Origin of the sequence: Methylophaga pinxianii, from assembly GCF_020447225.1 — a bacterium.
GTDB classification, from domain to species: Bacteria; Pseudomonadota; Gammaproteobacteria; order Nitrosococcales; family Methylophagaceae; genus Methylophaga; species Methylophaga pinxianii.
This window is the reverse complement of sequence record NZ_JAJAEO010000181.1, coordinates 1-24067: the sequence shown is the minus strand read 5'-3', so window position 1 is coordinate 24067 and position 24067 is coordinate 1. Positions and strand designations below refer to the sequence as shown.

27 protein-coding genes are annotated in these 24067 nt (G+C 45.7%); 9 read left to right on the top strand and 18 right to left on the bottom strand.

Annotation, left to right across the window (positions count from 1 at the left end; all coding sequences use genetic code 11):
• Positions 1-14: 14 nt before the first annotated feature.
• Both LGT40_RS11870 and LGT40_RS11865 read right to left on the bottom strand, forming a co-directional pair.
• Positions 15-1265, bottom strand: a complete 1251-nt coding sequence (locus tag LGT40_RS11870) for an OmpP1/FadL family transporter (protein ID WP_226075117.1) — start codon at positions 1263-1265, stop codon at positions 15-17.
• A gap of 214 nt (positions 1266-1479) precedes the next feature.
• Entirely contained in the window at positions 1480-2343 is an 864-nt protein-coding gene (locus LGT40_RS11865) for a YicC/YloC family endoribonuclease (protein ID WP_319000268.1), read from the bottom strand.
• A 115-nt stretch (positions 2344-2458) separates the two neighbouring features.
• On the opposite strand from LGT40_RS11865, the gene rph reads away from it, so the two are divergent.
• Genes rph through LGT40_RS11845 form a run of 4 tightly spaced genes read left to right on the top strand, consistent with a single transcriptional unit; the run spans position 2459 to position 5353 of the window.
• Entirely contained in the window at positions 2459-3175 is a 717-nt protein-coding gene (rph, locus tag LGT40_RS11860) for a ribonuclease PH (protein WP_226075115.1), read from the top strand.
• Positions 3175-3780, top strand: coding sequence for an RdgB/HAM1 family non-canonical purine NTP pyrophosphatase (gene rdgB, locus LGT40_RS11855; protein WP_226075113.1), 606 nt, complete (start codon positions 3175-3177; stop codon positions 3778-3780). Before rph ends, rdgB begins: the two co-directional genes overlap by 1 nt.
• Before the next feature lie 45 nt (positions 3781-3825).
• Positions 3826-5019: a radical SAM family heme chaperone HemW gene (hemW, locus tag LGT40_RS11850; RefSeq protein WP_226075111.1), complete on the top strand. Its 1194-nt coding sequence runs from the start codon at positions 3826-3828 to the stop codon at positions 5017-5019.
• Between the two features lie 34 nt (positions 5020-5053).
• On the top strand, positions 5054-5353 hold the full coding sequence (locus tag LGT40_RS11845; protein WP_226075109.1) for a hypothetical protein: 300 nt from the start codon (positions 5054-5056) through the stop codon (positions 5351-5353).
• A 19-nt stretch (positions 5354-5372) separates the two neighbouring features.
• Here LGT40_RS11845 and LGT40_RS11840 read toward each other — a convergent pair whose 3' ends face one another.
• The 4 genes from LGT40_RS11840 to alaC are packed head-to-tail and all read right to left on the bottom strand — an operon-like array spanning position 5373 to position 9557.
• On the bottom strand, positions 5373-5873 hold the full coding sequence (locus tag LGT40_RS11840; protein ID WP_226075107.1) for a hypothetical protein: 501 nt from the start codon (positions 5871-5873) through the stop codon (positions 5373-5375).
• Between the two features lies 1 nt (position 5874).
• On the bottom strand, positions 5875-7020 hold the full coding sequence (gene thrC, locus LGT40_RS11835) for a threonine synthase (RefSeq protein WP_226075098.1): 1146 nt from the start codon (positions 7018-7020) through the stop codon (positions 5875-5877).
• A 37-nt stretch (positions 7021-7057) separates the two neighbouring features.
• Positions 7058-8368, bottom strand: coding sequence for a homoserine dehydrogenase (locus tag LGT40_RS11830; RefSeq protein ID WP_226075096.1), 1311 nt, complete (start codon positions 8366-8368; stop codon positions 7058-7060).
• A 10-nt stretch (positions 8369-8378) separates the two neighbouring features.
• A complete protein-coding gene (alaC, locus tag LGT40_RS11825; protein ID WP_226075094.1) occupies positions 8379-9557 on the bottom strand; it encodes an alanine transaminase in 1179 nt (392 codons plus the stop codon).
• A gap of 94 nt (positions 9558-9651) precedes the next feature.
• Here alaC and LGT40_RS11820 point away from each other — a divergent pair, with 94 nt between their 5' ends.
• The gene (locus LGT40_RS11820; protein ID WP_226075092.1) at positions 9652-10494 is read left to right on the top strand and encodes an HDOD domain-containing protein; all 843 of its coding nucleotides are present in this window, start codon (positions 9652-9654) and stop codon (positions 10492-10494) included.
• A 100-nt stretch (positions 10495-10594) separates the two neighbouring features.
• Here LGT40_RS11820 and LGT40_RS11815 read toward each other — a convergent pair whose 3' ends face one another.
• The 9 genes from LGT40_RS11815 to dsbG all read right to left on the bottom strand — a co-directional run bounded on the left by LGT40_RS11815 (position 10595) and on the right by dsbG (position 18232).
• On the bottom strand, positions 10595-10990 hold the full coding sequence (locus LGT40_RS11815) for a DoxX family protein (RefSeq protein WP_226075091.1): 396 nt from the start codon (positions 10988-10990) through the stop codon (positions 10595-10597).
• A gap of 171 nt (positions 10991-11161) precedes the next feature.
• The gene (locus LGT40_RS11810) at positions 11162-12169 is read right to left on the bottom strand and encodes a DNA topoisomerase IB (RefSeq protein WP_226075081.1); all 1008 of its coding nucleotides are present in this window, start codon (positions 12167-12169) and stop codon (positions 11162-11164) included.
• A 102-nt stretch (positions 12170-12271) separates the two neighbouring features.
• Positions 12272-13108: a 23S rRNA (adenine(2030)-N(6))-methyltransferase RlmJ gene (locus LGT40_RS11805; protein ID WP_226075079.1), complete on the bottom strand. Its 837-nt coding sequence runs from the start codon at positions 13106-13108 to the stop codon at positions 12272-12274.
• A 99-nt stretch (positions 13109-13207) separates the two neighbouring features.
• The gene (locus LGT40_RS11800) at positions 13208-13636 is read right to left on the bottom strand and encodes a GFA family protein (protein WP_226343208.1); all 429 of its coding nucleotides are present in this window, start codon (positions 13634-13636) and stop codon (positions 13208-13210) included.
• Between the two features lie 14 nt (positions 13637-13650).
• Positions 13651-14505, bottom strand: a complete 855-nt coding sequence (locus LGT40_RS11795; RefSeq protein WP_226075075.1) for a hypothetical protein — start codon at positions 14503-14505, stop codon at positions 13651-13653.
• Between the two features lie 139 nt (positions 14506-14644).
• On the bottom strand, positions 14645-15748 hold the full coding sequence (locus LGT40_RS11790; RefSeq protein WP_226075074.1) for an NADH:flavin oxidoreductase/NADH oxidase: 1104 nt from the start codon (positions 15746-15748) through the stop codon (positions 14645-14647).
• A gap of 77 nt (positions 15749-15825) precedes the next feature.
• The gene (locus LGT40_RS11785; RefSeq protein ID WP_226075072.1) at positions 15826-16617 is read right to left on the bottom strand and encodes an SDR family NAD(P)-dependent oxidoreductase; all 792 of its coding nucleotides are present in this window, start codon (positions 16615-16617) and stop codon (positions 15826-15828) included.
• 50 nt (positions 16618-16667) lie between these two features.
• Positions 16668-17468: a TlpA family protein disulfide reductase gene (locus tag LGT40_RS11780; protein WP_226075070.1), complete on the bottom strand. Its 801-nt coding sequence runs from the start codon at positions 17466-17468 to the stop codon at positions 16668-16670.
• Entirely contained in the window at positions 17468-18232 is a 765-nt protein-coding gene (gene dsbG, locus LGT40_RS11775) for a thiol:disulfide interchange protein DsbG (RefSeq protein ID WP_226075062.1), read from the bottom strand. Before dsbG ends, LGT40_RS11780 begins: the two co-directional genes overlap by 1 nt.
• 182 nt (positions 18233-18414) lie before the next feature.
• On the opposite strand from dsbG, the gene LGT40_RS11770 reads away from it, so the two are divergent.
• Positions 18415-19605, top strand: a complete 1191-nt coding sequence (locus LGT40_RS11770) for a YbfB/YjiJ family MFS transporter (protein ID WP_226075060.1) — start codon at positions 18415-18417, stop codon at positions 19603-19605.
• 24 nt (positions 19606-19629) lie between these two features.
• Here the strand turns inward: LGT40_RS11770 and LGT40_RS11765 are convergent, their stop codons facing one another.
• Together LGT40_RS11765 and LGT40_RS11760 are read right to left on the bottom strand one after the other, a co-directional pair.
• Complete coding sequence (locus LGT40_RS11765; RefSeq protein WP_226075058.1) at positions 19630-19965, bottom strand: hypothetical protein; 336 nt, start codon at positions 19963-19965, stop codon at positions 19630-19632.
• A 36-nt stretch (positions 19966-20001) separates the two neighbouring features.
• On the bottom strand, positions 20002-20751 hold the full coding sequence (locus tag LGT40_RS11760; protein WP_226075056.1) for a hypothetical protein: 750 nt from the start codon (positions 20749-20751) through the stop codon (positions 20002-20004).
• A 343-nt stretch (positions 20752-21094) separates the two neighbouring features.
• Between LGT40_RS11760 and LGT40_RS11755 the strand changes: the two genes are divergently transcribed.
• A complete protein-coding gene (locus tag LGT40_RS11755) occupies positions 21095-21433 on the top strand; it encodes an ArsR/SmtB family transcription factor (RefSeq protein ID WP_226075054.1) in 339 nt (112 codons plus the stop codon).
• 106 nt (positions 21434-21539) lie between these two features.
• Here the strand turns inward: LGT40_RS11755 and LGT40_RS11750 are convergent, their stop codons facing one another.
• Positions 21540-22736: a BaiN/RdsA family NAD(P)/FAD-dependent oxidoreductase gene (locus LGT40_RS11750; protein WP_226075052.1), complete on the bottom strand. Its 1197-nt coding sequence runs from the start codon at positions 22734-22736 to the stop codon at positions 21540-21542.
• Positions 22737-22916: 180 nt separating this feature from the next.
• On the opposite strand from LGT40_RS11750, the gene LGT40_RS11745 reads away from it, so the two are divergent.
• Both LGT40_RS11745 and LGT40_RS11740 read left to right on the top strand, forming a co-directional pair.
• Positions 22917-23453 (top strand): NlpC/P60 family protein, encoded by a 537-nt coding sequence (locus LGT40_RS11745; RefSeq protein WP_226343207.1) that lies wholly within the window; start codon positions 22917-22919, stop codon positions 23451-23453.
• A 124-nt stretch (positions 23454-23577) separates the two neighbouring features.
• Positions 23578-24067 (top strand): tetratricopeptide repeat protein (locus tag LGT40_RS11740; RefSeq protein ID WP_226343206.1); only part of this gene is annotated, 490 nt, incomplete at its 3' end.

Here is a 24067-nt window from a genome sequence, read left to right as displayed (position 1 = left end):
TGATGGTCAGTAGCTTACCATTGTCTACTGACCATCATATGTAACCATACGGCTTCATTGCGTAATTGCGCATCTGTCCCAAACGGTAATTCAGGATTGGTGTAATCCACTTTTTTACGAAAATCATACTCAATACCGCTGTACAAGGTCCATTCTTTGTTGAGCTGATAACTGCCACCAAAGGTTAGATGGTGATCAAAGATCCCTGCAACAGCCGGATTGATATGCTCGTCTGGAATTGGGTTTTTGCCGTAGTTGTAACCTGCATACAAGGTGGTTTTATCGTTGTAACGATAGGCCAAGCCGGTAGCAATCACGATTTGATTGTCCCAGTTCATGGTAGAAGTACTATTAATGTTCGGTAATGCAGGATTACTTGGTTTACTGGCACTTAATACACTTTGTTTCATCGCATCTGACCAGTTTATCCAGTTTACTTTTAGCGATAACAACAATTTATCATTCATTTGATAAGCAGCACCTACACCAATTTCCTCGGGTAAAGCCAATCCTTTCAACGTGACATCATCGTATTTCACTACGCCCAAACCGGATCCGCTCATATTAAGTTTTAGCTGCCCATCCGTTAATGGCAGCTCAGTCTTACCAGTGTAGGTTGCCGCTAATGTGAGTTTGGGTGTTGCCTGATATTGGATCCCTAATTTAAAACTGGTGCGTAAGCTGCTGGCATCTTCGATTTCGATACCGGAGAAAGTTGGCGGTACAGATGTATCAGCAAAAATCTTTTGTTCAGCCTGTGCGTAAACCAGACCAAAACTTCCGCCGATCGACCACTTGTCATTTACTTTACAACCTAAACCCGCCGTGAGTTTGCCGACTGCAAATAAGCCGGAATACTCATCCTCAGTGCCAAAGGCTGTGTTCATGTCTTCAAACACGCCACCCGAACCACCTTGGGCAAAAAGTCCCAGCCCGGCAGTACATGGTGTATTTTGCAGATTTTGTGCATAGCCCATCCCACCTAATCCCGTGTAGAGATTACTGGCATGCCTATCATTACCGAATTGATCTTCGTGTGAAAGATCCGTAATTCGTAATAAAGAACCATACAGGTCAAACCGTTTATTTTGGATTTGCGTCAGCCCGGCAGGATTGGTATTCAACGCACTGGTGTCGCGTGCAACTGCAATATCAGCGCCTGCCATTAAGGTAGACTCAGCTCCAAAGCCAATCAGATTGATACCATTTGTCGCGTGACTCGCCCCAGCAAAAAGTCCTAAGGAACATATTATTATTTTTTGCATTCGCCGCTCATCAATTAGGTGCTCGTTTATATATCCGTTTTGAGCCCTTTTAAAGGCAGAACCTCTTCATGAGCGTTCCGATGACTTCAGTCAGTAACGGCCACAATTGAAGAGTCTTTAATACTTATTCAAACAATTGCATCGCCTCAAAAATCAGCAGATATAAGGCTTTGATTAAAAATATTTTTTAACAGACACCATTAACAGGTAAAAATTACTCAATATTCTGGATCTGCTCTCGCATCTGCTCAATCAGGACTTTCAGGTCCACCGAATATCTTGTGGTGTCTGTATCAATTGATTTTGATCCCAAAGTATTGGCTTCACGGTTCAACTCTTGCATCAGGAAATCCAGCCGTCGACCAATCGGTTCATCTCGTTGCAGGACACGTTTCACTTCATCAACATGACTTTGTAACCGATCCAGCTCTTCCGCAACATCACTTTTTTGTGCGATCAGCACGATTTCCTGCTCAAGCCGCTCAGGTTCCAATGTAACTTCCAGTTCGGTGGCTTTTTGCAGCAAACGTTGCCGTTGTTGCTCCAAAATCTCTGGCATGCGATTTTTGACTGCAGCAGCGATTTGCAGAATTTCCTCACAACGCTGCAAAATCATTTCAGTCAAGGCTTGCCCTTCACGTTCTCTGCCACTGATAAAGTCTGACAATACCGTTTGTAAAGTATCCATCGCCTCTTGTTTCAAGGCAGCTAAATCTACTTGTTCCGTATCAGCTACGCCGGGCCATTGTAATAATCGTAAGGGATCAACAGATAAGGTTTGATTGGCCATTTGTGTCAGCTGCTCGCAGGCATTGATCACAGATTGCGCCAGATTTGTATTAATGCGTAAGGCGGTTTGTTGTTGAGAAGGTTGATATCGCAGACTTGCTTCAATTTTTCCGCGAGCCATGCGCTCGGCAAAAATCTTGCGGATATCCATTTCCAGCGGTCGAAACGAGTCTTCCAGCCGCAAAGCAAGTTCTAAATAGCGATGATTGACTGATCGGACTTCCCAAATCAAGGTACCCAGTTCAGTTACTTGCTCATGGCGGGCAAAGGCGGTCATGCTTCGTATCACAGTGATTATCCTATAGCGGTTGAGCGCCTATGGTAACGAAAACCGAACGTAAAAAGCACGCGGGACTTCGGTTGCATCAGTATAATCACCATATTTAATGTAAAGGATAAAGCAGATGCGTCCAAGTGGCCGACAACCCAATCAACTTCGTGAGATCACAATTACCCGCAATTACACAAAGCACGCGGAAGGCTCCGTATTGGTCGAGTTTGGTGACACCAAAGTCTTATGTACTGCTTCTGTTGAAGAACGTATTCCGCCATTTTTACGTGGTATGGGCGAAGGTTGGATTACCGCTGAATACGGTATGTTGCCTCGTTCTACGGGTACTCGCATGCAACGTGAGTCGGCTCGTGGTAAACAAGGTGGACGTACTATGGAAATCCAGCGTTTAATTGGTCGCTCATTACGAGCAGCCATTGATTTAAAAGCACTGGGCGAGCGCACAATTACAATTGACTGTGATGTTATTCAGGCGGACGGCGGCACCCGCACAGCGTCAATTACCGGTGCCTTTGTCGCATTACATGATGCAGTTGAACACCTTATCAAAACGCGTAAAATCAAAAAAAGTCCATTACATGGTCAAGTCGCTTCTGTCTCAGTGGGTATTCACAATGGCACAGCAGTATTAGATCTGGATTATGCGGAAGATTCCAACGCTGAAACAGACATGAATGTTGTGATGAATGATGCCGGAGCCTATATCGAATTACAGGGCACAGCTGAAGGTCATGCCTTCCGTGCCGATGAATTACAATCCATGTTGGATCTGGCGGCTAAGGGGATTGAACAGCTGATGATTAAACAACGCGAAGTATTGGCAAACTGATGTCGAAAATCGTTCTGGCCAGTGGCAATATCGGTAAGCTACGCGAGTTATCGCAAATTCTGAGCCCCCTTGGTCTTAAGCTTATCGCCCAATCGGATTTAAATGTTCCTGAGGCCGAGGAAACCGGCCTTAGTTTCGTTGAAAATGCCATCATCAAAGCCCGTAACGCGGCTCTATTTACCGGTTTACCCGCTATTGCTGATGATTCAGGAATAGAGGTCGATGCTTTACATGGTGCGCCTGGTATTTACTCTTCACGTTATGCCGGACCGGCTGCCTCCGACACCGACAATATCAACGCTTTACTCGATGCAATGAAGGCGGTACCGGAAACTGAGCGTACCGCACGCTTTCAATGTGTTGTCGTGTTTATGCGTCATGCTGAGGATCCAACGCCATTGATTTGTCAGGGTAGTTGGCAAGGACAAATTCTGCAATCACCTCTCGGTGATGAAGGTTTTGGTTATGACCCCATATTCTGGGTCTCTGAAACCGATTGCACAGCGGCGGAACTGAGTCCAGAACAAAAGCATGCTATTAGCCATCGTGGTAAAGCGATGCGACAGTTCATGGAAGAATTTAAATATACCCGCCATCAACCTTAAGTTACTCAGTGTTTGTTCTTCCTTTGATAAACGAGTTATTCAGTCTTGCAGAATAAAATTATTCCGGCTGACACAGTCAAGTTCGGCTTTAGCTCCCTGCCTCCTCTCAGCCTGTATATCCATGTTCCATGGTGTGTGCGTAAATGTCCTTATTGTGACTTTAATTCGCATCAGGCTGGGGCAGAGATCCCTGAAAAAGCTTATATTGATGCATTAATCCGCGATCTTGAGCAGGATCTGCCGCTGGTGTGGGGACGCACTATCCAAACAATCTTTATCGGTGGCGGTACACCCAGCCTGTTTAGTGCCGAAGCTTATGACCGTTTATTTTCAGCTTTGCGCGCCTTACTGCCTATCCGAGCCGATGCTGAAATCACACTGGAAGCGAATCCGGGCACCTTCGAAGCGGCTAGATTCACCGACTATCGAGCTGTAGGCATTAATCGCCTATCCATTGGCATACAAAGCTTTAATGGCGATTCCTTAACCGCTTTGGGCCGTATTCATGATGGCAAACAAGCCATTCGGGCTGCCGAAATTGCACACCAGGCCGGTTTTGATAATTTCAATCTGGATCTGATGTTTGGCCTGCCAAAACAGACAGAAAAGCTCGCCAGAGCAGATGTTGAAACCGCAATAGCATTGGAACCAACGCACATTTCCTACTACCAGCTGACAATTGAACCCAATACTTTTTTTCACCAGTCTCCGCCTCAGTTGCCCGATGATGAGCCGATTTATGATTGGCAGATTGCGAATCAGCAATATCTCGCTGAAGCGGGTTACGCTCAGTATGAAGTGTCGGCTTATGCAAAGAAAGGTTGTCAAAGCCGTCATAATCTCAACTACTGGCAGTTTGGCGATTATTTAGGAATTGGGGCAGGTGCGCATGGCAAAGTCTCCAGTGCCGCGTCACAGTCAATTGAACGGCTAGTAAAACAAAAGCAGCCTCAAGCCTATTTGGATAAGGTCGACAGCCCGCAACGCATTCTGAAACGGGAACAGGTTGGCATTGATGAAATTGGTTTTGAATTTATGCTTAACGCACTTCGTCTAACGGATGGCTTTGCCACCCCGTTGTTTATGCAACATTGTGGCGTGCCATTAGCCATCATTCAAAAGCAGCTGGCTGAAGCCGAAGCACGAGGACTGATTGAGTATTCAGTAGAATGGATCCGCCCAACAGTGTTAGGCCAACGTTATTTAAACAGTTTAATTGAACTATTTTTGCCGGAATAATATGCTTTGGCAGGACGTTAAGGGAATTATCATCATGTTGAAACGCTATCTTATAGCTTCTGGACTCGCCATATTTTCCGTGATGCCATTGCACGCTGATGTATTGTCTATCGCTGAGCCCACTTACAATACACCCAACTCTGAGTCAGGCGTTATGCGCCCTACACGTGGCATGACAATGCAACAGGTTGAACAAAAGTTTGGTGTAGCAGAGCAACAATATGCTCCAAAAGGCACACCTGCCATTACGCGCTGGCAATATTCTCGATTTGATGTCTATTTTGAAAATCAGTTGGTGATTCATTCGGTGGTTCATCGCGAACCGACACCATAAAAGAGAGACCTAGAGACCTTTATGACTCACCCAGAAACCGTCGCTTAGCCCAGGGGGGTAATGTGCCGACCCGTGCGTGATTGAGTGAGTCCATTTCAATGACTATCAATATCAATACGCTGACCAAAGTAGGTAAAAAGCTCAGCCCGCCAACCAGACCAAAAGCGGCTTCTTTCATCAAACCCAGATAGGTATAACTTATCCAGCCCAATGTGGCGACCGTCACCACTACAGATAATACGATGGCAAAGAAAAAGCTCCAGCGCCGGGCAATCTGCCAATGAATATAAACAAATTCGCTGTCTTCCCGTTTAATTCGACTCGAACGAATAAACGTATAGCCTAGAAACGAAAAAGATAACAACGGCACCAATACGATAAACTCAAAATAACTCTTACCCGTCGCAGCAATCGCTGTGAACAGTAAGATATGATTCGCAATCAGGTTCGTCAAAAAGATATCGTGCGGCGTTCTTGCCGCGGTTCTCTCGTGATCCTGTGGTGCCGCCATTTCAGTCATATTATCTGGCCAAGTTGTTGATGATTGCCTCGCGTACTGAGTCCAATGTAGCACTTACTGTAATGACTGGTGAACTACTTTGTTTAATAGCAATGTCGGGATCTTTCAAACCATGACCGGTCAGTGTACAAACAACCGTGCTACCTTCAGGGATTTTACCGTTTTTTATATCACGTAATGCGCCTGCAACGGATGTGGCAGAAGCCGGTTCACAAAAAATACCTTCTTTTTCTGCCAGTAATTTCTGAGCGGCCAAAATTTCTTCATCAGTACATTCGTCAAACCAGCCCTGAGATTCTTCTTTGACCTTCCAGGCCATATTCCAGCTTTGTGGATGACCAATGCGGATCGCAGTAGCCACTGTTTCAGGATCATCGACCATGGCACCACGCATAAAGGGAGCGCTTCCAGCAGCTTGATAACCGACCATTTTCGGGCGATTACCTACAATCGCGCCACCAGCATATTTACAATGACCATTGCAGTATGCACAAGCTTCGGTGACATGATCGCCAGAAGCAGATGAATATTCACAATAACCAATCCAGTGTGCCGTAATATTCCCGGCGTTACCCACTGGCAGGCAGTGATAATCCGGCGCACGACCTAATTCTTCAATAATCTCAAAAGCAGCAGTTTTCTGACCTTGCAGACGGTATGGGTTGATTGAATTTACAATGGTGACCGGAGCATGCTCAGCCACTTCTTTAACCAGTTGCATACCTTCATCAAAGTTACCTTTGATCTGGATAACCACGGCATTATGCATCATCGCCTGGGCAAGTTTACCCTGGGCAATTTTGCCATCCGGAATAATAACAAAGGCGGTGATACCAGCCCGGGCAGCATAAGCCGCAGCAGCAGCAGAAGTGTTACCGGTAGAAGCACAGATAATCGCTTTACTTCCCTCTTCTACAGCTTTGGTCACGGCCATGGTCATGCCACGATCCTTGAAGGAGCCGGTTGGGTTCAAGCCTTCGTATTTAACGTAGATATCAACATCTTTACCCATCAATTTAGGGATATTATTCAACTTCAATAATGGGGTATTCCCCTCACCCAGGCTGATCAGTCTGGTGTCATCATTAACGGGCAGGCGGTCACGGTAACGATCGATAAGGCCGGTGTAACGTGGACGAAATGACATAAATAGTTCCTCTTTAATTCTTTAACGGGCGTTTCACTCAGCCCAGCGATTCCATGCGAATTCGCATGATCGCATCTTTAACAGTATCCAATGCTTCGATTTGGGCAATCGCTTCATCCATATTTTTTTCAACCACCGGCTGCGTCAGCATAATGATAGGCACTGTGCCCTCTTCTTCTTCCGGTTGTTTTTGCAGGATAGCTTCGATATTGATGTCCTGCTCACTGAAAATTCGCGTAATGTCGGCTAACACGCCCGGCTTATCTTCTGTATTGATCCGCAAGTAATAAGATGTAATGACTTCAGACATCGGTAAAATTGGCGTGTCTTTTAATGAGTCAGGTTGGAAAGCCAAATGCGGTACCCGGTTTTCCGGATCGGTGGTCAACGCGCGAACAATATCAACAATATCAGCCACTACTGCAGAAGCAGTTGGCTCAGCTCCGGCACCAGCGCCGTAATATAAGGTTGGGCCGACAGCATCACCTTTCACCACTACGGCGTTCATCACGCCATTCACATTGGCTATCAAACGACGTTTTGGAATTAAGGTCGGATGTACACGCAATTCAACGCCTTGCACTGTTTTCTTGGCAATACCGAGATGCTTGATGTGATAACCCAGTTCTTCAGCATACTGCACATCTTCCTGGGAAATTTTGCTAATACCTTCGGTATAAGCTTTATAAAACTGTAATGGAATACCAAACGCAATGGAGGCCATGATGGTCAATTTATGCGCCGCATCAATCCCTTCGACATCAAACGTTGGATCTGCTTCGGCATAGCCCAACGCCTGGGCTTCGGCCAGTACATCGGCAAAGTTGCGACCTTTATCACGCATCTCGGTCAGGATGAAGTTGCCGGTACCATTGATAATACCTGCCAGCCACTCAATCCGGTTTGCTGCCAGACCTTCGCGGATCGCTTTGATAATTGGAATACCGCCCGCGACCGCTGCTTCAAACGCAATGGTAACGCCTTTTTCCTGTGCTTTGGCAAACAGTTCATTGCCATGCATCGCAATCAAAGCTTTGTTGGCGGTCACCACATGTTTGCCGTTTTCAATCGCCTGCATGACTAAATCACGCGCGATCCCTGTGCCACCAATCAATTCGACGACAATCTGAATTTCCGGATCATTGACCACAGAAAAAGCATCATCCGTTAAATCAATACCAGATAGATCACAGGTTTTAGGAGTGTCCAGATTTTTATCCGCTGCGCGCATAATTTCAATACCACGGCCAGCGCGACGGCTAATTTCTTTTGAATTTCGCTTTAAAACACTGACAGTACCACTACCAACAGTGCCTAAGCCAAGAATACCAATTTTGACTGATTGCACTTTTTGCCCCCTACCCTTTTTTCATCATGTCACGGATACCACGGATTGCTTGCCGGGTACGGTGCTGATTTTCAATCAGTCCGAAACGAACATATTCATCGCCATACTCTCCAAAGCCAATACCGGGAGAGACCGCGACTTTTGCTTCTTTAAGCAGCTTTTTACTAAATTCCAACGATCCCATTTCACGGAACTGTTCCGGAATTTTGGCCCAGACAAACATCGTTGCTTTGGGTTTTTCAACCGGCCAGCCGATTGCATTCAAGCCATCACATAAAACATCACGACGTTGTTTGTACGTTTCAACAATTTCCGCCACACATTCCTGTGGGCCATCCAGTGCGGTAATGGCAGCGACCTGAATGGGTGTAAACATGCCATAATCCAGATAGGACTTCATTCGTGCCAATGCGGCAACTAATGTCGGGTTTCCGGACATAAAACCAACCCGCCAGCCCGGCATATTGTATGTTTTGGATAGGGTATAAAACTCAACCGCAACATCTATTGCACCAGGGATCTGCAGAATTGACGGTGCTTTATAACCATCAAAAGTGATTTCACCATACGCCAAATCATGAACAACCCAAATCTGATGTTCTTTGGCAAAGTCCACCACGCGCTGAAAAAAATCCAGGTCAACACATTGCGTTGTTGGATTACCCGGGAAATTCAGCACCAGCATTTTGGGTTTCGGCCAGGAATCTTTGACCGACTTTTCCAGTTCAGCAAAAAAATCCACATCCGGGGTTAATGGTACATGACGGATATCGGCACCCGCGATAACAAAACCATATGGATGAATTGGATAAGCCGGATTCGGTACCAAAACAGCATCGCCCGGCCCTACGGTCGCCATCGCTAAATGCGCCAAACCTTCTTTAGAACCAATCGTAACAATCGTTTCTGAATCAGGATCCAATGTCACATCATATTTACGCTGATACCAGTCACAAATAGCTTTACGCAGACGGGGAATACCTCTGGAAACAGAGTATCGATGCGTATCAGGACGCTGGGCGGCTTCGACGAGTTTTTCCACAATGTGCGCGGGGGCGGGCTTATCCGGATTCCCCATACCAAAGTCGATAATATCTTCGCCGCGCGCACGCGCTTTTGCCTTCAAATCATTTACAATGTTGAATACGTATGGCGGAAGACGTTTGATTCTAGGAAATTCGTCGTTCAACTGAGCACCTGCTATTAGCTAAAACGGTTGGCAAACCAAGCAAAATAACTGAAAATCATTCACACTTCAAATTGATTTAATACCGTGGATTAATATGACCCAACAAGACCAATTGTACACGACGATTATTAATGATCTCCAAAAGGGGAAACTGGTGTTACCTACACTGCCTGAGGTTGCCCTCAAGGTTCGTGAAGTTGCCAATAACCCGGATGTCTCTGCGACGCAACTTGCAGAGGTCATTACGACCGATGCCGCGTTGTCAGCCAGGCTGATAAAAGTCGCAAACAGTCCTTTATATAGAGGCAGGGTAGAAGTTGAATCGGTGCAGACTGCGGTCTCCCGACTCGGGATTCCCATGGTTCGTAATCTGGTCACCAGTCTGGTGATGGAACAAATGTTCCGTCCCACCAATAAAAAGCTGGAAAAAAGGATGCGTGATTTATGGCAACACAGTATTGAGGTCGCTGCAGCCAGTCAGGTTATTGCCTCCAAACAACCCAATATCGCTAACGATGAAGCCATGTTAGCCGGTTTAATCCATCAAATCGGTGCACTGCCTATTCTGATGAAAGCAGCAGATATGCCTGAGTTGCTTGAAGATCCCCGTCGTCTTGATACATTAATTGACAATCTCTATCCGAAAATCGGCGAAGCCATTCTGCGTAGCTGGGAATTTCCGGAAAATCTGATTACGGTTGCGGCAGAACATGCCAATCTCAATCGTAATAGCCAAAACGGCCCGGATTTAACTGATGTAGTACAGGTCGCCCATTTACAAAGTTATTTCAATACCACTAAAGCACTGGACCCCAATACCCGTGATAAAGTCATGGCATTTCAAAAGCTGGGCATTGATACAGGGATCAGTGTGGTTGAACTGGATGAGAACAGTGAAGAATATGCCGCAGCATTGGCATTATTTCAAAATATGTAACTCAAGTGATTCAGCCAAAAGCTGAAAGCGAAGCGTAAAAAAAGCCCGTTGTGAAGACAACGGGCTTTTTATTACACGCAAATTATCCTGCTATGAATGATTATGATTGACGTTTAATCACGTTATCAACACTCCACGCGCCACCACCAGCTACAAATAAATACAAAAAGATAAAGCTGAACAGGGCAGCTAATTCGCCATTATTTAACAATGGCCAGAATGCTTGAGGGGCATGAGCGATAAAATAGGCAACTGCCATCTGGCCTGACAAAATAAAAGCGACCGGTCGAGTAAACAACCCAATCAGAATCAGAAAACCACCCACCAGTTCCAGTACACCGGCCACACCAGATAGTGTGAACAGATCAAACTCATATCGTTGGGCAGCGGGATAGCCAAATAGCTTTTGTCCACCATGCTGCATAAACATAAATGCTGTCACGATTCGCAAAATACTTAAGACCCGGGGCTGCCATGTCACGAAAAAACTTTCCATTTCTCTCTCCTTGTAAACTGATATTTTCAATAAAAACCTGATTACAAACGGTTATTTTATTAATTGAGATCGCTGTAATCCTTCAACACGCTCTAATAAAGAGCTCTGGTGATGTTAGCAGTAATCCCAACAAAATACACAGTCGGCCAACCATCGCCGAACTATTGTCAATTAAAGGGAGGAGGAAGTTTTATTTGCATTAATTAATGCTGTTAGCAGCTTCATTGTGGCCTTTTCATCCAGGCTGAGATATTTGCCGCGATAACGTTTGAATTGACGTCGAAAATAATCCAGTGTGCGGCCGCTTTCATATTGCAATATCACTTGCGGATGTATGTAATTGCTCCGACAAACGGCAGGCGTATTTCCCAGCTGTTCAGCCACATTTTTTACTGCTTCAACAATGTTGCTTTTATTCAGCTTTTCATCTTTTGCTGGCCCCAGTTTGTCGAGTGCAACTGCCATTAATACCGTTCCGGCCCAGGTGCGGAAGTCCTTAGCACTAAAATCCTCCCCCATCACGTCGGAAATATAATGATTCAAATCCTGGGCCGTGATTTTTTTACGACTTTTATCGGGCAAGGTGATATCAAATAATTCATAGCCTGACATTTTTTCCAGCGCTATCAACACTTCGCGTACCTGTTCATCCGTCACAGTACGAAATTGTTGCTGATGGCTTTTACCTTCATAGTCAAACTCAACATGGTCCTCCTTGATGGTCATATGTTTCGCCCGCAAAGTGGTGAGACCATAAGTGTGATTTTGACGGGTATAACTGGCACTGCCGGGTCGAAAAAAAGCATCATCCAGCATTCTTGTCATACAGGCGAGTACAGTAGTTTGATCAATGGGTCTTCGTTGAATATGTTGGCCGGTCACTCGCCGCATGGTTTCCAATTGCTCTGCAAATCGCAAGATACGTTTGAATTTCTGTTCACTGGCGGTTTCAACCCAGTCAGGGTTATAGATATATTGTTTCCGGCCTTGCTTATCACGACCAGTAACCAATACTTTGGCATCACGATCCTGCTGAATTTCTACTTCCTGCCATGCAGGTGGAATAACCAGACTTTTTATCCAGCGCTTAAGAGCAGCATTCTTAACCGTTTTGCCATTGGCATAACGATAACTGAACGTTTTGCCGTGGGGTTTCCTGTAGATCACTGGGTTGCTCATGGTCACTCCAAATCCGTAATCCCAAATTTGGCGCTATCATGGCACGGGAAGATAACGACTGACTTTAATGCAGATTATGTCTGCTGACGAAACTGCAGTGAATTATTCCGCCACCAGCACTTCAGACTTGTAAAAGGCACCACTATCGATGGCCAATCTGTTCACCAGTTTGGGTAATAACTGGCTCATGGTGTCCATGAGTTGCCAGGGTGGATTAATCACTATCATGCCTGAAGAGGTCATGCCGCGCTCATCCGAATCGGCAGTAACAGCCAACTCAAAGCGTTGAATATTTTTGATACCACTCTTGATAAATTGTTTTTCCAGCCGCGTAATCCTGCTGCGTTCTACCACCGGATACCACACCGCATAGGTGCCGGTAGGAAATTTGGCATAGGCTTTTTCAACCGTCTGAAACACCAGGTCATAATCTGATTTAATTTCATACGATGGATCGATCAATACCAGTCCACGACGTGATACAGGTGGCAGCAGAGACAATAGTCCTTTCAAACCATCTTCTCGCATCACTCTGGCACGTTTTATATTTTGGGTATTTTGTAACAGTAAACCTGCATCCTCAGGATGTAACTCATATAACCAGGCCCGGTCCTGACGCCGCATAAAATGCAAGGCAATAAATGGAGAGCCAGGGTAGTACAACAGCGACTTATCCGTATTTACAGAATTGATAACCGAAAAATAAGCACTTAACTCAGGCCAATCAGCAGCATCCAGCTTAGCAATACCGTTTTGGTATTCCTGTAATTTTTCGGCATGAACCGATGCCAGATGATAAAGCCCGGCCCCAGAATGCGTATCAATATAATCAAACGCTTTATCTTTTTTACCCAAATGCTGTAAAACTTCAATTAACACAATATGTTTCAGCACATCGGCAAAATTGCCGGCATGAAATGAGTGGCGGTAGCTTAGCAAGGGAAATCCTGATTATTTGATGAAAGACACTGAATTCGCTAGCAGCAAATTACGCTGCGCTGGCTGATTTGGCAAAACTAACTTTACCCATATTAAATTTTACGCTTCCCGATCCGAAATATGATTGATGCCGTCATTTACTCTGACATCACCCAACTCAAATGGGTTTACGCCATCCAGACAGGCCAGATTAAAACCATATAATTCTGGATTTGCTCGGGTTTGATGGTGTGTATAAATGCCACAAATCGAACAAAAATAGTGCTTCGCCGTCATGGTGTTGAACTGGTAAAGCATGAGCTTATCTATTCCTTTGGTGATTTCCAGGTCAGACAAGGCAACATATGCTGCAATAGCGCCCCTTCTTCGGCACATAGAGCAATCACAACGCCGTGGATCTTCAATCCCATTTGGCAAATGCACCACAAATTCAACTTCACCACAATGACATCTGCCTATGTGGTAAGTCTGTAACACAGTTCTACCAATCTTTTTGATCATCTCATCAGAACTAAAATCTTTATTCAAAAGTAGTCATTCTGTTATTCCAGCATCATAAGCATACTCACTAAAAAAGGCCCGAGAATAAGCAGGAAACCACCCAGAGGCACCAGAATTTTTAATTGCAGTTTTTTCATACTTTCTGCCATCTGTATGGCATCAAGCTCTCGTGCATCCTCAAATTCCTCGACACCCGCTGTGTTGGTGCGGTCCATTTTGGCCAGCTGCAACTGTTTGCCAATTCGAAAAGCTTTAACCAGACACCAAACGCCTAAAATGATGCTGGCGACCATACCGCCAAGCCAGAAAATGGCAAACCAGATCGTGTCACGGGTGGCCTGTTGCTGCTCGGCGATTTGTGTTTTATAGGCCGCCTGACTGGCTTCTTTTATTTGCAATTGTTTTTGATAAACCTCAAGAACGCTAGGTTTGAATAGCTTGGCTAAAGCAGCATCTGGCACAGAAGGACTGACGCGTCTTCCCGTATTATCTACACGACTGCCATCGGCACCACAGACTAAAGTGAATTCGCGGGCATTTTCGGCATCCTCAAGAGACTTCACTTCCCTGTCATAACGTTGCCGAACGTTTGCTATCGCCTGACGATACGTGTTTTTCAATTCGCTAACCAGAACCTGCGCCTCTGCTGGAGGCGCTATGCTATAACTTGCCGGCAAGTGTTTACCGGTCATCAGATTACTGTAAACAGCACATTGCCAGCCCAGCGTCTGTTCGAGGTTTTCGCCTTGAATTGTTGCCTCAACATCAGCAACGGTGGGCATATCTTTGATCCATTGCCAATCGTTGACTGCGGCATAAGATGGCCATGTTGATATTGAGCAAAAAACCAAAAAAATAACTGCTCTAAAACTGTTGATTAACGTTTGCATGACCATGGTCAATTCCTTGTGAAAAGGTTAACAACATCATCTTTATTAAGACATTTTCACAGACTTGTCCATTAATTCAGCAATCAGCAACACATATTTAACGTTAAGGACATCCCTGTCACTTAACTGATAGTTGTATCAGCGTTTAATTTTCAGGAGCATGATAACGGGATAACCAGTGGGCATAAGGTGCGGGCAACACCCAGGCAGGGTCGGCAATTTTTAATGTCTTGGCGGCATGGTAAGGCCAATGAGGATTGGCTAAATGCGCCCGGCCAACCATTACTAAATCCATCTGCTGATCGGTGATAACCTGATTTATCAGGTTAGGTTCATCAATACCCCAGGCAGAAGCAACGGGTAAACCCACTTCACGGCGCACGCGTTCAGCAATGGGCGCCAATAATGCAGGGCCCCATGGAATATTTGAATCCGGTGTGGAAAATCCAATACTGACATTGAGTAAATCCAGACCTGAAGCTTTGAATTGATGAGTTAATTCAATAGACTCGCTCACTGTTTCTTCATCTCGACCATCATATTCAATTACCCCAAAGCGCGCTGTCAGGGGCAGATTTTCCGGCCAGACTTCCCGCACAGCCTGCATGGTTTCAAGCAAGAATCGGCTGCGCCCCGCCAAGTCTCCACCATACTGATCGTCACGCTGATTGGCATGTACTGAAAAAAAGCTTTGTGCCAGATAACCATGGGCGAAATGCAACTCCAGCCATTCAAATCCTGCCGCTTTCGCCCGTTTGGCTGCAGCGACAAAGTCAGCTTTAACCCGCTCAATATCTTCCAGCGTCATTGCCTTGGGCACCTTGGGTAAATTGGCACCAAATGCCACTGCTGAGGGTGAAAGTGTCTGCCAGCCTTGTGGGTCATCTTCGGCTAAATGATCATCGCCTTCCCATGGCCGATTGGCACTGGCTTTACGCCCTGCATGGGCAAGCTGAATACCAGGACAGGCACCGGCTTTCTTTATCGCTGCTGCAATGGTTGCCATACCTTGCGCCTGAGCATCATTCCATAAACCGGTGCATCCCGGCGTGATTCGTCCTTCAGGGCTGACGGCGGTCGCTTCAACAATCACCAGCCCGGCACCACCCCGCGCTAGTTGGCTGTAATGCACCAGATGCCAGTCATTGGTCAGCCCATCTTGGGCACTGTATTGGCACATCGGTGGCACAGCAATACGATTACGTAATGTCACATCTTTAAGTGAAAACTCAGTGAATAAGGCGGTCATAAAAATCTCTTGTTTAAAATTAGGAACGCAAAAAACTTCGGATAAATTGTCCGGTTAGATATAAAACGGCTAAAGGTTTAAAAAGCGCTTTTGATTACACCACCATCGACTCGAACAGCTGCACCCGTTGTGGCTGATGCCAGTGGACTGGAGAGGTAACAGACAATAGAAGCCACTTCTTCGGTGGTCGCAAAGCGCTTGATCAATGATGTCGGCCGGACGTTTTCAAAAAAGTCTTTTTCAAAGGCTTCAATGCTTTGTCCTTCTTTGCTCGCCAGATCATTCACAAAGGTTTCCACGCCACGTGAACGGGTCGGTCCGGGCAAGACTGAATTCACCGTAATATTGGTTCCGGCAACATCCTCTGCCAGGCCCCGTGCAATGGCAATCTGGGCGGCTTTTGTCATACCGTAGTGAATCATTTCCTGTGGGATCTGCACACCGCTTTCACTGGAGATAAAAATGACCCGGCCCCAATTCTGCTTTTTCATCGCAGGCAGATAGGCCCGCGTTAAACGCACACCACTGAGCACATTTATATCAAAAAAACGAAGCCAGTCTTCATCCGGAATGTCTTCAAACGGCACTGGCTCAAAAATGCCCAGGTTATTAATCAGAATATCCACCTCCGGATACTGTGTGGTCAGTTTCTCCGCTTCGGCAGCCAGCGACAAATCACCAGCAAAGCCGTAGACATCGCCTTTAGCGGTCTTTTTTAATATTGCTATCGCTTGTTTTACCGAAGATTCAGAACGGCCGTTGATGATCACATTTGCTCCTTCATCGGCCAGGGCTTTAGCAATGGAAAAACCAATACCTGCCGTACTGCCGCTGACTAGCGCTGTTCTATTATTAAGTTGTAAATCCATAAAAACTCCTTTAAAAACTTACATTAAATAACATGATTATGACCTGCTGATTATCGGGAAAGCTGTTTTAATGTCGCGCTTAACGATGCTGCTGACACTTCTCCCATATGGCTTTCAACCAAATTCCCCTGCCCGTCAAAAAAGAGTGTGACTGGCAGCCCATAGGCGTCAAATATCTCTGCGACATCACCCGTTTTATCAAGAAGAACATGCTCAAATGTCAGATCATTGTCAGCCAGAAAATCTTTCACTGTTTCAGCTGACTCCTGCTGATTGAGCATCACAAAGCGAATATCCGGATGTTGTTGCTGTGACTTGGCAAAAGCCGGCATTTCACGTTGGCATGGTGGACACCAACTGGCCCATAAGTTAACCACTGTTATATGGTTTTCAGCGAGCTGATTCAGTGAGATTTTTTCACCATCTAATTGAGTTAAAGCGGTATCCGGTATGGTGTGCTGCCCAGGTCCGGTGTTGAGCAATACAGAAGCGACCGAAAAAAACAGTAAAATGGACAAGGCACCGCCAGACAGCGCAATACGCTGCTCAGGAAGACGCTTGATTTGCCATAACAGAAACGATGCCATCGCTATCATGCCGGAAACCCAATCCACTCCCCGATCACGAAAATCCAGCATTTTCCAGACAGAGTCATATTGATCTGCAAATCTGATGACAAACATAATACGCCCAATCACCAGCCCGAATAACAACATCATTAATAGCGGATCGGTCACTGAGCCAGCCCGCTTTGTCGACAGAACAGAAGACACTAAAATTCCAAACAAGCCACTACCAAACAGCAGCAAGGGTTCCAGCGGCAAGGCAAAGGGTCCCAGGCTAATCGACATCACGGTTGTTCAAACATCTTATTGATATCATCACGCATCGGCATACCCTCTATCAGACGCACATGGCCTTTTTCATCTTTATAGATACTGGTAGGCGTTGCCATAAAACCCAATTGCTCCATCAGTAAATTATTTTTTTCTACTAATAGTGCGCCATTTTTAGCTGTGTCTTCATTCCCGTTTTCAGCGGATTTATCAGTCTGTTGGATATGTTGTTGCAAGGCCTTTTCGGGAGACTCAGCACCCAGAATAGCTGCGGCTTTTTTTAAGCTGTTTTCCTGCAAAATACCCACCACAATATGCCGTAACTGTACGTCACCTTTTGCAATATAAGGATCGGCTATTTCACGTAGCTTTTGACAATAAGGACAATATGGGTCGGTAAAGGTATAAATGATTTTCTCGGCACTATTCTGGCCATCCTGAACCCAATCCGCCCGTTCCAACTGCTGCCAGACCTTTTCATTCTGAGGGGCACTGACCAGCTCGTACAAAGCCTCTTCGCCAAGATCTTCTCCTTCAGCATTTATCAGGTTTCCTATCACCGCATATTTTTTGTCTTCCGTCAGGTAAATACTTATTGGCTGGCCTTGAACACTTGCAGCATAGCCACGCAAACCGGCTGGTGTTTCAAAGCTATCGATGACAGTGACTCCTTGCTCTTTGATATAGCGGATCACCTCAGGTTCCTGTTGTTCGGCAAGTGCAAAATAACTGCCAAACCCAATAAGCAGGATGACCAGTGGGATAATAATTTTTTTCATTAATAACTCCGGGAAGCATTTACTGTGGGACAGTAACTTAGCAGGATTAAGTGGGGATTAATAAAGTGAATAGCAATGCCCAACTTGGTAACGTTGTGTGCAATAAATATCTTCAGAGACTGGACTCTGACGCACATCGTGTGAACACTTGTGGTAAAAGTTAGTTCAGCAACCCTATTCAAATGACAATTCACTTTATGATCACACCCTGGTTTTCGCTCTCCCCTCGCCAACGAGTCATTCTGGCCGGCATCTGTGCTTTGATTCTGACCGTTGGTATTGCACGTTTTGCCTATACCCCCTTTCTACCCATCATGTTAAATGAAACTTCTTTGGATAAATTGAGTGGCGGTTGGTTAGCGACCTTTAACTATATCGGCTATTTATCTGGTGTTGTGCTGATCTCTTTTTTATCCAGTTTGAAAACCAAGTTTCTGTTTTATCGGGTAAACCTCGTACTGGCGGTGTTAAGCACGGTGTTAATGGCGGTGACCACTGATATGGTTTTGTGGAGCATTCTTCGCTTTATTGGTGGTCTATCAAGCACTGCAGGAATTATTCTGGCTGCCGGATTTGTGATGGGCTGGTTGAAGCAAAATGGCTATAAATCAGCATTGGGAATTCACTTTTCCGGTTTAGGCCTGGGAATTGCCATACCCGGGCTGGTCATCGTACTCATAACACCCTATTTCAATTGGGCTGAACAATGGCTGATCATGGGGCTTTTCGGGATTTTGTTTTTCCTGCCCGCCTGGTATCTGATGCCGGCACCAGCCGTGCAACCCCCATCTGCAACGAAATTGGAAGCGCCCAATCACATATGGATGCGTTTAATGATCGCCGCTTATGCCTGCGCAGGGGTAGGTTATGTTATCAGTGCGACTTTTATTGTGGCGATTCTGGAAGAAATGCCCAGCTTAACGGGACATGGCAATCTTATCTGGGTCATGCTGGGTGTCGCGGCCATTCCCTCCTGCATTCTCTGGGACAAAGTGGCTGAACAGCTTGGTGAAACAAGTGCCATCCTCACAGCTTATTCAATTATCCTGCTGTCTATCCTGATTCCACTGTTTAGTGAATCTTTGCTGTTTAATGTCATCGGCGCCTTATTATTTGGTGCAACCTTTGCGGGTATTGTCAGCCTGATGCTGGTGTATGTGGGACATAAATTTCCCCACAACCCTGCTAAGGCCATGGCAAAACTGACCATCAGTTACGGTATTGCCCAACTTATCGCTCCCGCCCTGGCCGGATATCTCTCTACCCTTACCGGTAATTACCTTTCGGCATTGTGGATGGCTGCAACCATAATGATCATCGGCATTGTCTTAGTCTGGCGGATTCAGCAATTTGAAGGTAAAAAGCTGACATAAGTCAGAAAATGCATAGTTCTATACTCACTGCAGCGTTTCTTCTTTTAAGATCAGCCGAGTACCATCAGGCCGTTCCAGTGTTTTATCATCTATACGTTTGAAGGTCAGGTTAATATCCCCCGAGGTAATTACTTCATTGCTATCCACCTCATACGTAAAGTTATATGAGCCTGGGACACCACCAATCAACTGGCCCTGACCATCAGCGTTAAACTCATAGCCTGTTCCATATTGTGGATCAACATAGGCACCTTCCTGAAAATCGGATCCGCATGCGGTCAATGTAACCACCAGCATCAGCGGCAGAAAACGTGACAGACGGAGAGGTAGTGTGGTCTGAAGCAGCGATTTTATTTGCATTGTAGTGACCTCGTTTTTATTGATTAATCGAAAAGCTCAAGGCTTATCGGTTTGAGAAAATCGTTCCCGCAGAGGTTTGAAAGCCAGGATGGCTTCTTCCTTCAGATGATGTCTATCGATCATGCGTCCCAGCCGGAAACTGTTAAAGCCGATGTAGTACACCACCAGCTGCAGCAGAGCGACCAGCAGAAACAGAACGCTGCCGAGTGTAAGAGACAAAAGTAATGTCGCGATCAGATACACCAGACTGAGTGAAGCAAGATGATTTTTGTCGAGCAAAGTCAACTGGTGGGGAAACACAAAATATCCCAGCACAGCCAGGACAAATCCTGCCAGCGCCGCTACCGCCAGTGGCGGCAGCAATAATCCCCCTGCTGCACCAACCAGAAAAAGCACATAGGCATAATATGTGTATTTATCTTTGGCAATAAACCTCAGTAACGATTCGCCACCACTCGACTCGCCTGTTTTTTTGGACACATTCGGGGCTGACGCTGGCTGTTTATTCAACGCAAAAAATACCAGCACACCCGCCAACAGTAATATCAATCCCAGCCAGAAAACTACCGGGCTATAAGACGGGCTATCGCTTAAAAATGCAGCACCCTGACAGATAGGTGGTGAAGAATAGATACATGCAACCATTTGCATCATGACATCATCATCACCATATTGACTCATCGTATCCAGCGTGGACGCATAGGCGACATAAAACCAGACAATGGAAAGCAGCAATAACACTACCCCCGCCAGCATCAACAGCAGGCTGAGTTTTCTAACGCTCATTGATTGAACTCCTGTTCATGGATAGGGAAAACATGGATAGATAAGTAGGCCAGGCAAAAAGACAAGTCCCGCCAGCAGAGGGCTGAGAACTGGAAAGCAAGGTAAGGTTTCCGGGCGACTGGTGATAGCTGTTGATGCTTAGCTCATCATAAGTTGAATAAAGCTGAATCGGCACGTTACGTCTCCGAGAAACATTTTTGTGAAATATTTCACAATTTTCTTTTTGCCGCAAGCATTATTTTCACGGGTATTTACTATGAAAATTTTCAGCCTTAACAGGGATTTAGCAATTCATTAAACCAAATGGTTGACAATATTGTTTCATGAGCGGATATTAAACCTTATGGTTAAATATAACGCGACAAATTTAGATAATTTATTTCATGCTCTGGCTGATCCAACACGGCGTTCAATGTTGCAGGCCTTGGCTTTGCAAAATCTGTCGATCGGGGAGCTTGCCGAGCCGTTTGAGATGTCGCTGACAGCGGCTTCGAAACATATTCGGGTATTGGAACAAGCAGGATTAATTAATCGTCAGGTACAGGGCAGGAATCATATCTGCGAACTGAATGCAGCCCCGATGCATGGCGGTCTTGAATGGATACAACATTACCAGCGATTTTGGAATCTACAACTGGATACGCTGGAACAGTTGCTTCAAAAACCAGATTCGGATTCATGAACAACCATACTAGGGGTAAATGTCATGTCCCTGTATCTAACAGTTGCTGTATTCGTCCTGATTGCTAAGCCCAGACTCACTCACGAATCATAGAGCAGAGTTTTGATCAAACATACTGCCCGGCAGCATGACCGGAAGCCCAGGCCCATTGGAAGTTATGCCCTCCCAGGTGTCCAGTGACATCAACTACTTCGCCAATGAAATACAAGCCAGGATGATCCTTGCATTCCATGGTTTTCGAGGATAACGCATTGGTATCAATACCGCCGAGAGTCACCTCAGCGGTTCGATAACCTTCGGTACCCGAAGGTTTAACCGTCCAGGATTGGCATTGGGATACAATCTGTTCGATATCCGCATCGGAAAGCTGGCCGACAGGTTTATCATCAATCCATTGTTCACACCAAAGCTGTGCAACCCGGCGGGTCAGTTTTTCGGCAAGCAGCGTTTTCAAAGCAGTCTTGGGTTTTTCTCGGCGCATATCAGCTAAATATGCGGTGAGATCTATTTCTGGAAACATATCAATTTTCAGCGATTCTCCCGGTTGCCAATAACTCGATGCTTGCAGGATAGCCGGACCACTGAGCCCCCGATGGGTAAACAGAATATTTTCACGAAATGAACAGGTATCCGTTTCGGTAATGCTATCTAATGAAATACCGCTTAACTCAGTCAGTGGTTTAAGTTTGTGGTCATCCAGAACCACAGGTACTAAACCCGCCCGAGTTGGCAACACTGGAATATTCAGCTTGCGGGCCAGATCAAAACCAAAACCGGTCGCCCCCATTTTCGGAATAGACAAGCCACCGGTGGCAATCACCAACGAATCACATTGCAATTTGCCTTGTGGTGTTTGCACCACTTTGTATTCACCTGTTTCTATTACTTGAACCGGTGTATCCGTGCGGATGGTGACTCCCGCTAACGCACACTCTGCAAGTAACATTTGCAGAATATCCTTTGATGATTCGTCACAAAATAACTGGCCCAGCTTTTTTTCGTGATGCGCGATCTGATGTTTTTCGACCAGCTCGATAAAATGCCATGGGGTATAACGGCTTAACGCAGATTTGACGAAATGCGGATTGCTGCAAATAAAGTTTTCCGGTCCGCTATACATATTGGTGAAGTTGCAGCGTCCTCCACCGGACATCAGGATCTTTTTCCCCACCTTATTGGCATGGTCCAGCACCAGCACCCGTCGACCACGTTGGCCGGCTGCTATAGCACACATCAATCCTGCCGCACCGGCACCGATAATAATAACGTCAAATTCTTTGGAAGAGGTATCTAGGCTTATCATGCCAGGCATTTTACGTAAATTTGTTCGTGTCAGTTAACTGTTCTGTTATGTCAACGGCGGAAGGCCCAGCCAGCCTCTCCGTTTTCCCGTGGCCTTAGATGGGTAAAATATCTTTTCTTATCGGAACGAATAGTTTTTAATTTGTCTCAGATTATTTATAAAGCCAGTACCCCAACGCTCATGACAGAAATCGATAAATTATGTTTCAGCAAATCTGGTTGGCAACTGCGCTGGCTGATAACAATAGGTTTTCTGTTTCTTGCCGGCTGTCAAACCAGTCCGGTTTTACCTCCTCAAACCGATAATAAAGTGCAGATAACCAGTCCGGCCGATGGAATGGTTTATTACGATGAAATCCAAGCTATGATGCTGCTTTATCAGCAACATCAAGCCTGGCATGGCACCCCTTATCGTATTGGGGGTGTCAGCCGTTCAGGCATTGATTGTTCCGGTTTTGTACAAGTCACTTTCCGGGACTTGTTTGGCATGGATTTACCGCGCACCACCGATCAGCAATTACGGGTCGGCCAGCCTATTAATAGGGCACAACTGCAGCCCGGCGACTTGGTATTTTTTCGCAACGGTCGTCATGTGGGGATTTATTTAGAAGATCATAAATTTCTGCATGCCTCCACGACTCGTGGTGTGATGATTTCCAGCCTGAAAAATACCTACTGGTCCCGAAACTTCTGGCAAGCAGTCAAAGTACGTCGTTGAGATTTTCTCAGACAAAAACCACTTGCTGGTATCATGTGGATAATTTCGCATGACAGGTCGAATTTTCAGTAGATTCCAATCTGCTTGCACCATCAAACTGCCATTGTTAACTGGAAAAACAACTGTGACAAAGACTGCACCATTATCTCAACAAGCATATTTGGAAAAATGTAAAACGGCTGCCAGTAAGGGCAATGTTATTGCACAAAATACCCTCGGGTTTCTCTATTTAAATGGTCAAAGTGTCACTCAGGATTATCAGCTTGCTGCTAAGTGGTTTCGCCATGCGGCAGACAATCACTACGCTCCGGCACAATTTAATCTCGCCATCATGTACAAACTGGGTCAGGGTGTTGAACAAAATCACTCAGAATCCATTAAGTGGATGCAGCTGGCTGCCAATCAAGATTATGCCGAAGCGCAAAGTCACCTCGGTAACATGTATTATCAGGGACTGGCTGTTATGCAGGATTATCAGATGGCTTATATGTGGTGGTCATTAGCAGAACAAAATGGGGTAGAAGATCTGCAGCATATCAAAGCGGTATTGCTGGAGAAAATGACAGAAAGCGAAATCGATCAGGCCGAGCAATCCATCAAACAATGGCAAAAAA

What these genes read in the sequence shown, in the direction of transcription:
- LGT40_RS11870 (WP_226075117.1), bottom strand. Translation starts at nt 1,265, where the DNA reads ATGCAAAAAATAATAATATGTTCCTTAGGACTTTTTGCTGGGGCGAGT.
- rph (WP_226075115.1), top strand. Translation starts at nt 2,459, where the DNA reads ATGCGTCCAAGTGGCCGACAACCCAATCAACTTCGTGAGATCACAATT.
- rdgB (WP_226075113.1), top strand. Translation starts at nt 3,175, where the DNA reads ATGTCGAAAATCGTTCTGGCCAGTGGCAATATCGGTAAGCTACGCGAG.
- LGT40_RS11845 (WP_226075109.1), top strand. Translation starts at nt 5,054, where the DNA reads ATGTTGAAACGCTATCTTATAGCTTCTGGACTCGCCATATTTTCCGTG.
- LGT40_RS11840 (WP_226075107.1), bottom strand. Translation starts at nt 5,873, where the DNA reads ATGACTGAAATGGCGGCACCACAGGATCACGAGAGAACCGCGGCAAGA.
- thrC (WP_226075098.1), bottom strand. Translation starts at nt 7,020, where the DNA reads ATGTCATTTCGTCCACGTTACACCGGCCTTATCGATCGTTACCGTGAC.
- LGT40_RS11820 (WP_226075092.1), top strand. Translation starts at nt 9,652, where the DNA reads ATGACCCAACAAGACCAATTGTACACGACGATTATTAATGATCTCCAA.
- LGT40_RS11815 (WP_226075091.1), bottom strand. Translation starts at nt 10,990, where the DNA reads ATGGAAAGTTTTTTCGTGACATGGCAGCCCCGGGTCTTAAGTATTTTG.
- LGT40_RS11810 (WP_226075081.1), bottom strand. Translation starts at nt 12,169, where the DNA reads ATGAGCAACCCAGTGATCTACAGGAAACCCCACGGCAAAACGTTCAGT.
- LGT40_RS11795 (WP_226075075.1), bottom strand. Translation starts at nt 14,505, where the DNA reads ATGGTCATGCAAACGTTAATCAACAGTTTTAGAGCAGTTATTTTTTTG.
- LGT40_RS11790 (WP_226075074.1), bottom strand. Translation starts at nt 15,748, where the DNA reads ATGACCGCCTTATTCACTGAGTTTTCACTTAAAGATGTGACATTACGT.
- LGT40_RS11785 (WP_226075072.1), bottom strand. Translation starts at nt 16,617, where the DNA reads ATGGATTTACAACTTAATAATAGAACAGCGCTAGTCAGCGGCAGTACG.
- LGT40_RS11780 (WP_226075070.1), bottom strand. Translation starts at nt 17,468, where the DNA reads ATGTCGATTAGCCTGGGACCCTTTGCCTTGCCGCTGGAACCCTTGCTG.
- dsbG (WP_226075062.1), bottom strand. Translation starts at nt 18,232, where the DNA reads ATGAAAAAAATTATTATCCCACTGGTCATCCTGCTTATTGGGTTTGGC.
- LGT40_RS11770 (WP_226075060.1), top strand. Translation starts at nt 18,415, where the DNA reads ATGACAATTCACTTTATGATCACACCCTGGTTTTCGCTCTCCCCTCGC.
- LGT40_RS11765 (WP_226075058.1), bottom strand. Translation starts at nt 19,965, where the DNA reads ATGCAAATAAAATCGCTGCTTCAGACCACACTACCTCTCCGTCTGTCA.
- LGT40_RS11760 (WP_226075056.1), bottom strand. Translation starts at nt 20,751, where the DNA reads ATGAGCGTTAGAAAACTCAGCCTGCTGTTGATGCTGGCGGGGGTAGTG.
- LGT40_RS11755 (WP_226075054.1), top strand. Translation starts at nt 21,095, where the DNA reads ATGGTTAAATATAACGCGACAAATTTAGATAATTTATTTCATGCTCTG.
- LGT40_RS11750 (WP_226075052.1), bottom strand. Translation starts at nt 22,736, where the DNA reads ATGATAAGCCTAGATACCTCTTCCAAAGAATTTGACGTTATTATTATC.
- LGT40_RS11745 (WP_226343207.1), top strand. Translation starts at nt 22,917, where the DNA reads ATGACAGAAATCGATAAATTATGTTTCAGCAAATCTGGTTGGCAACTG.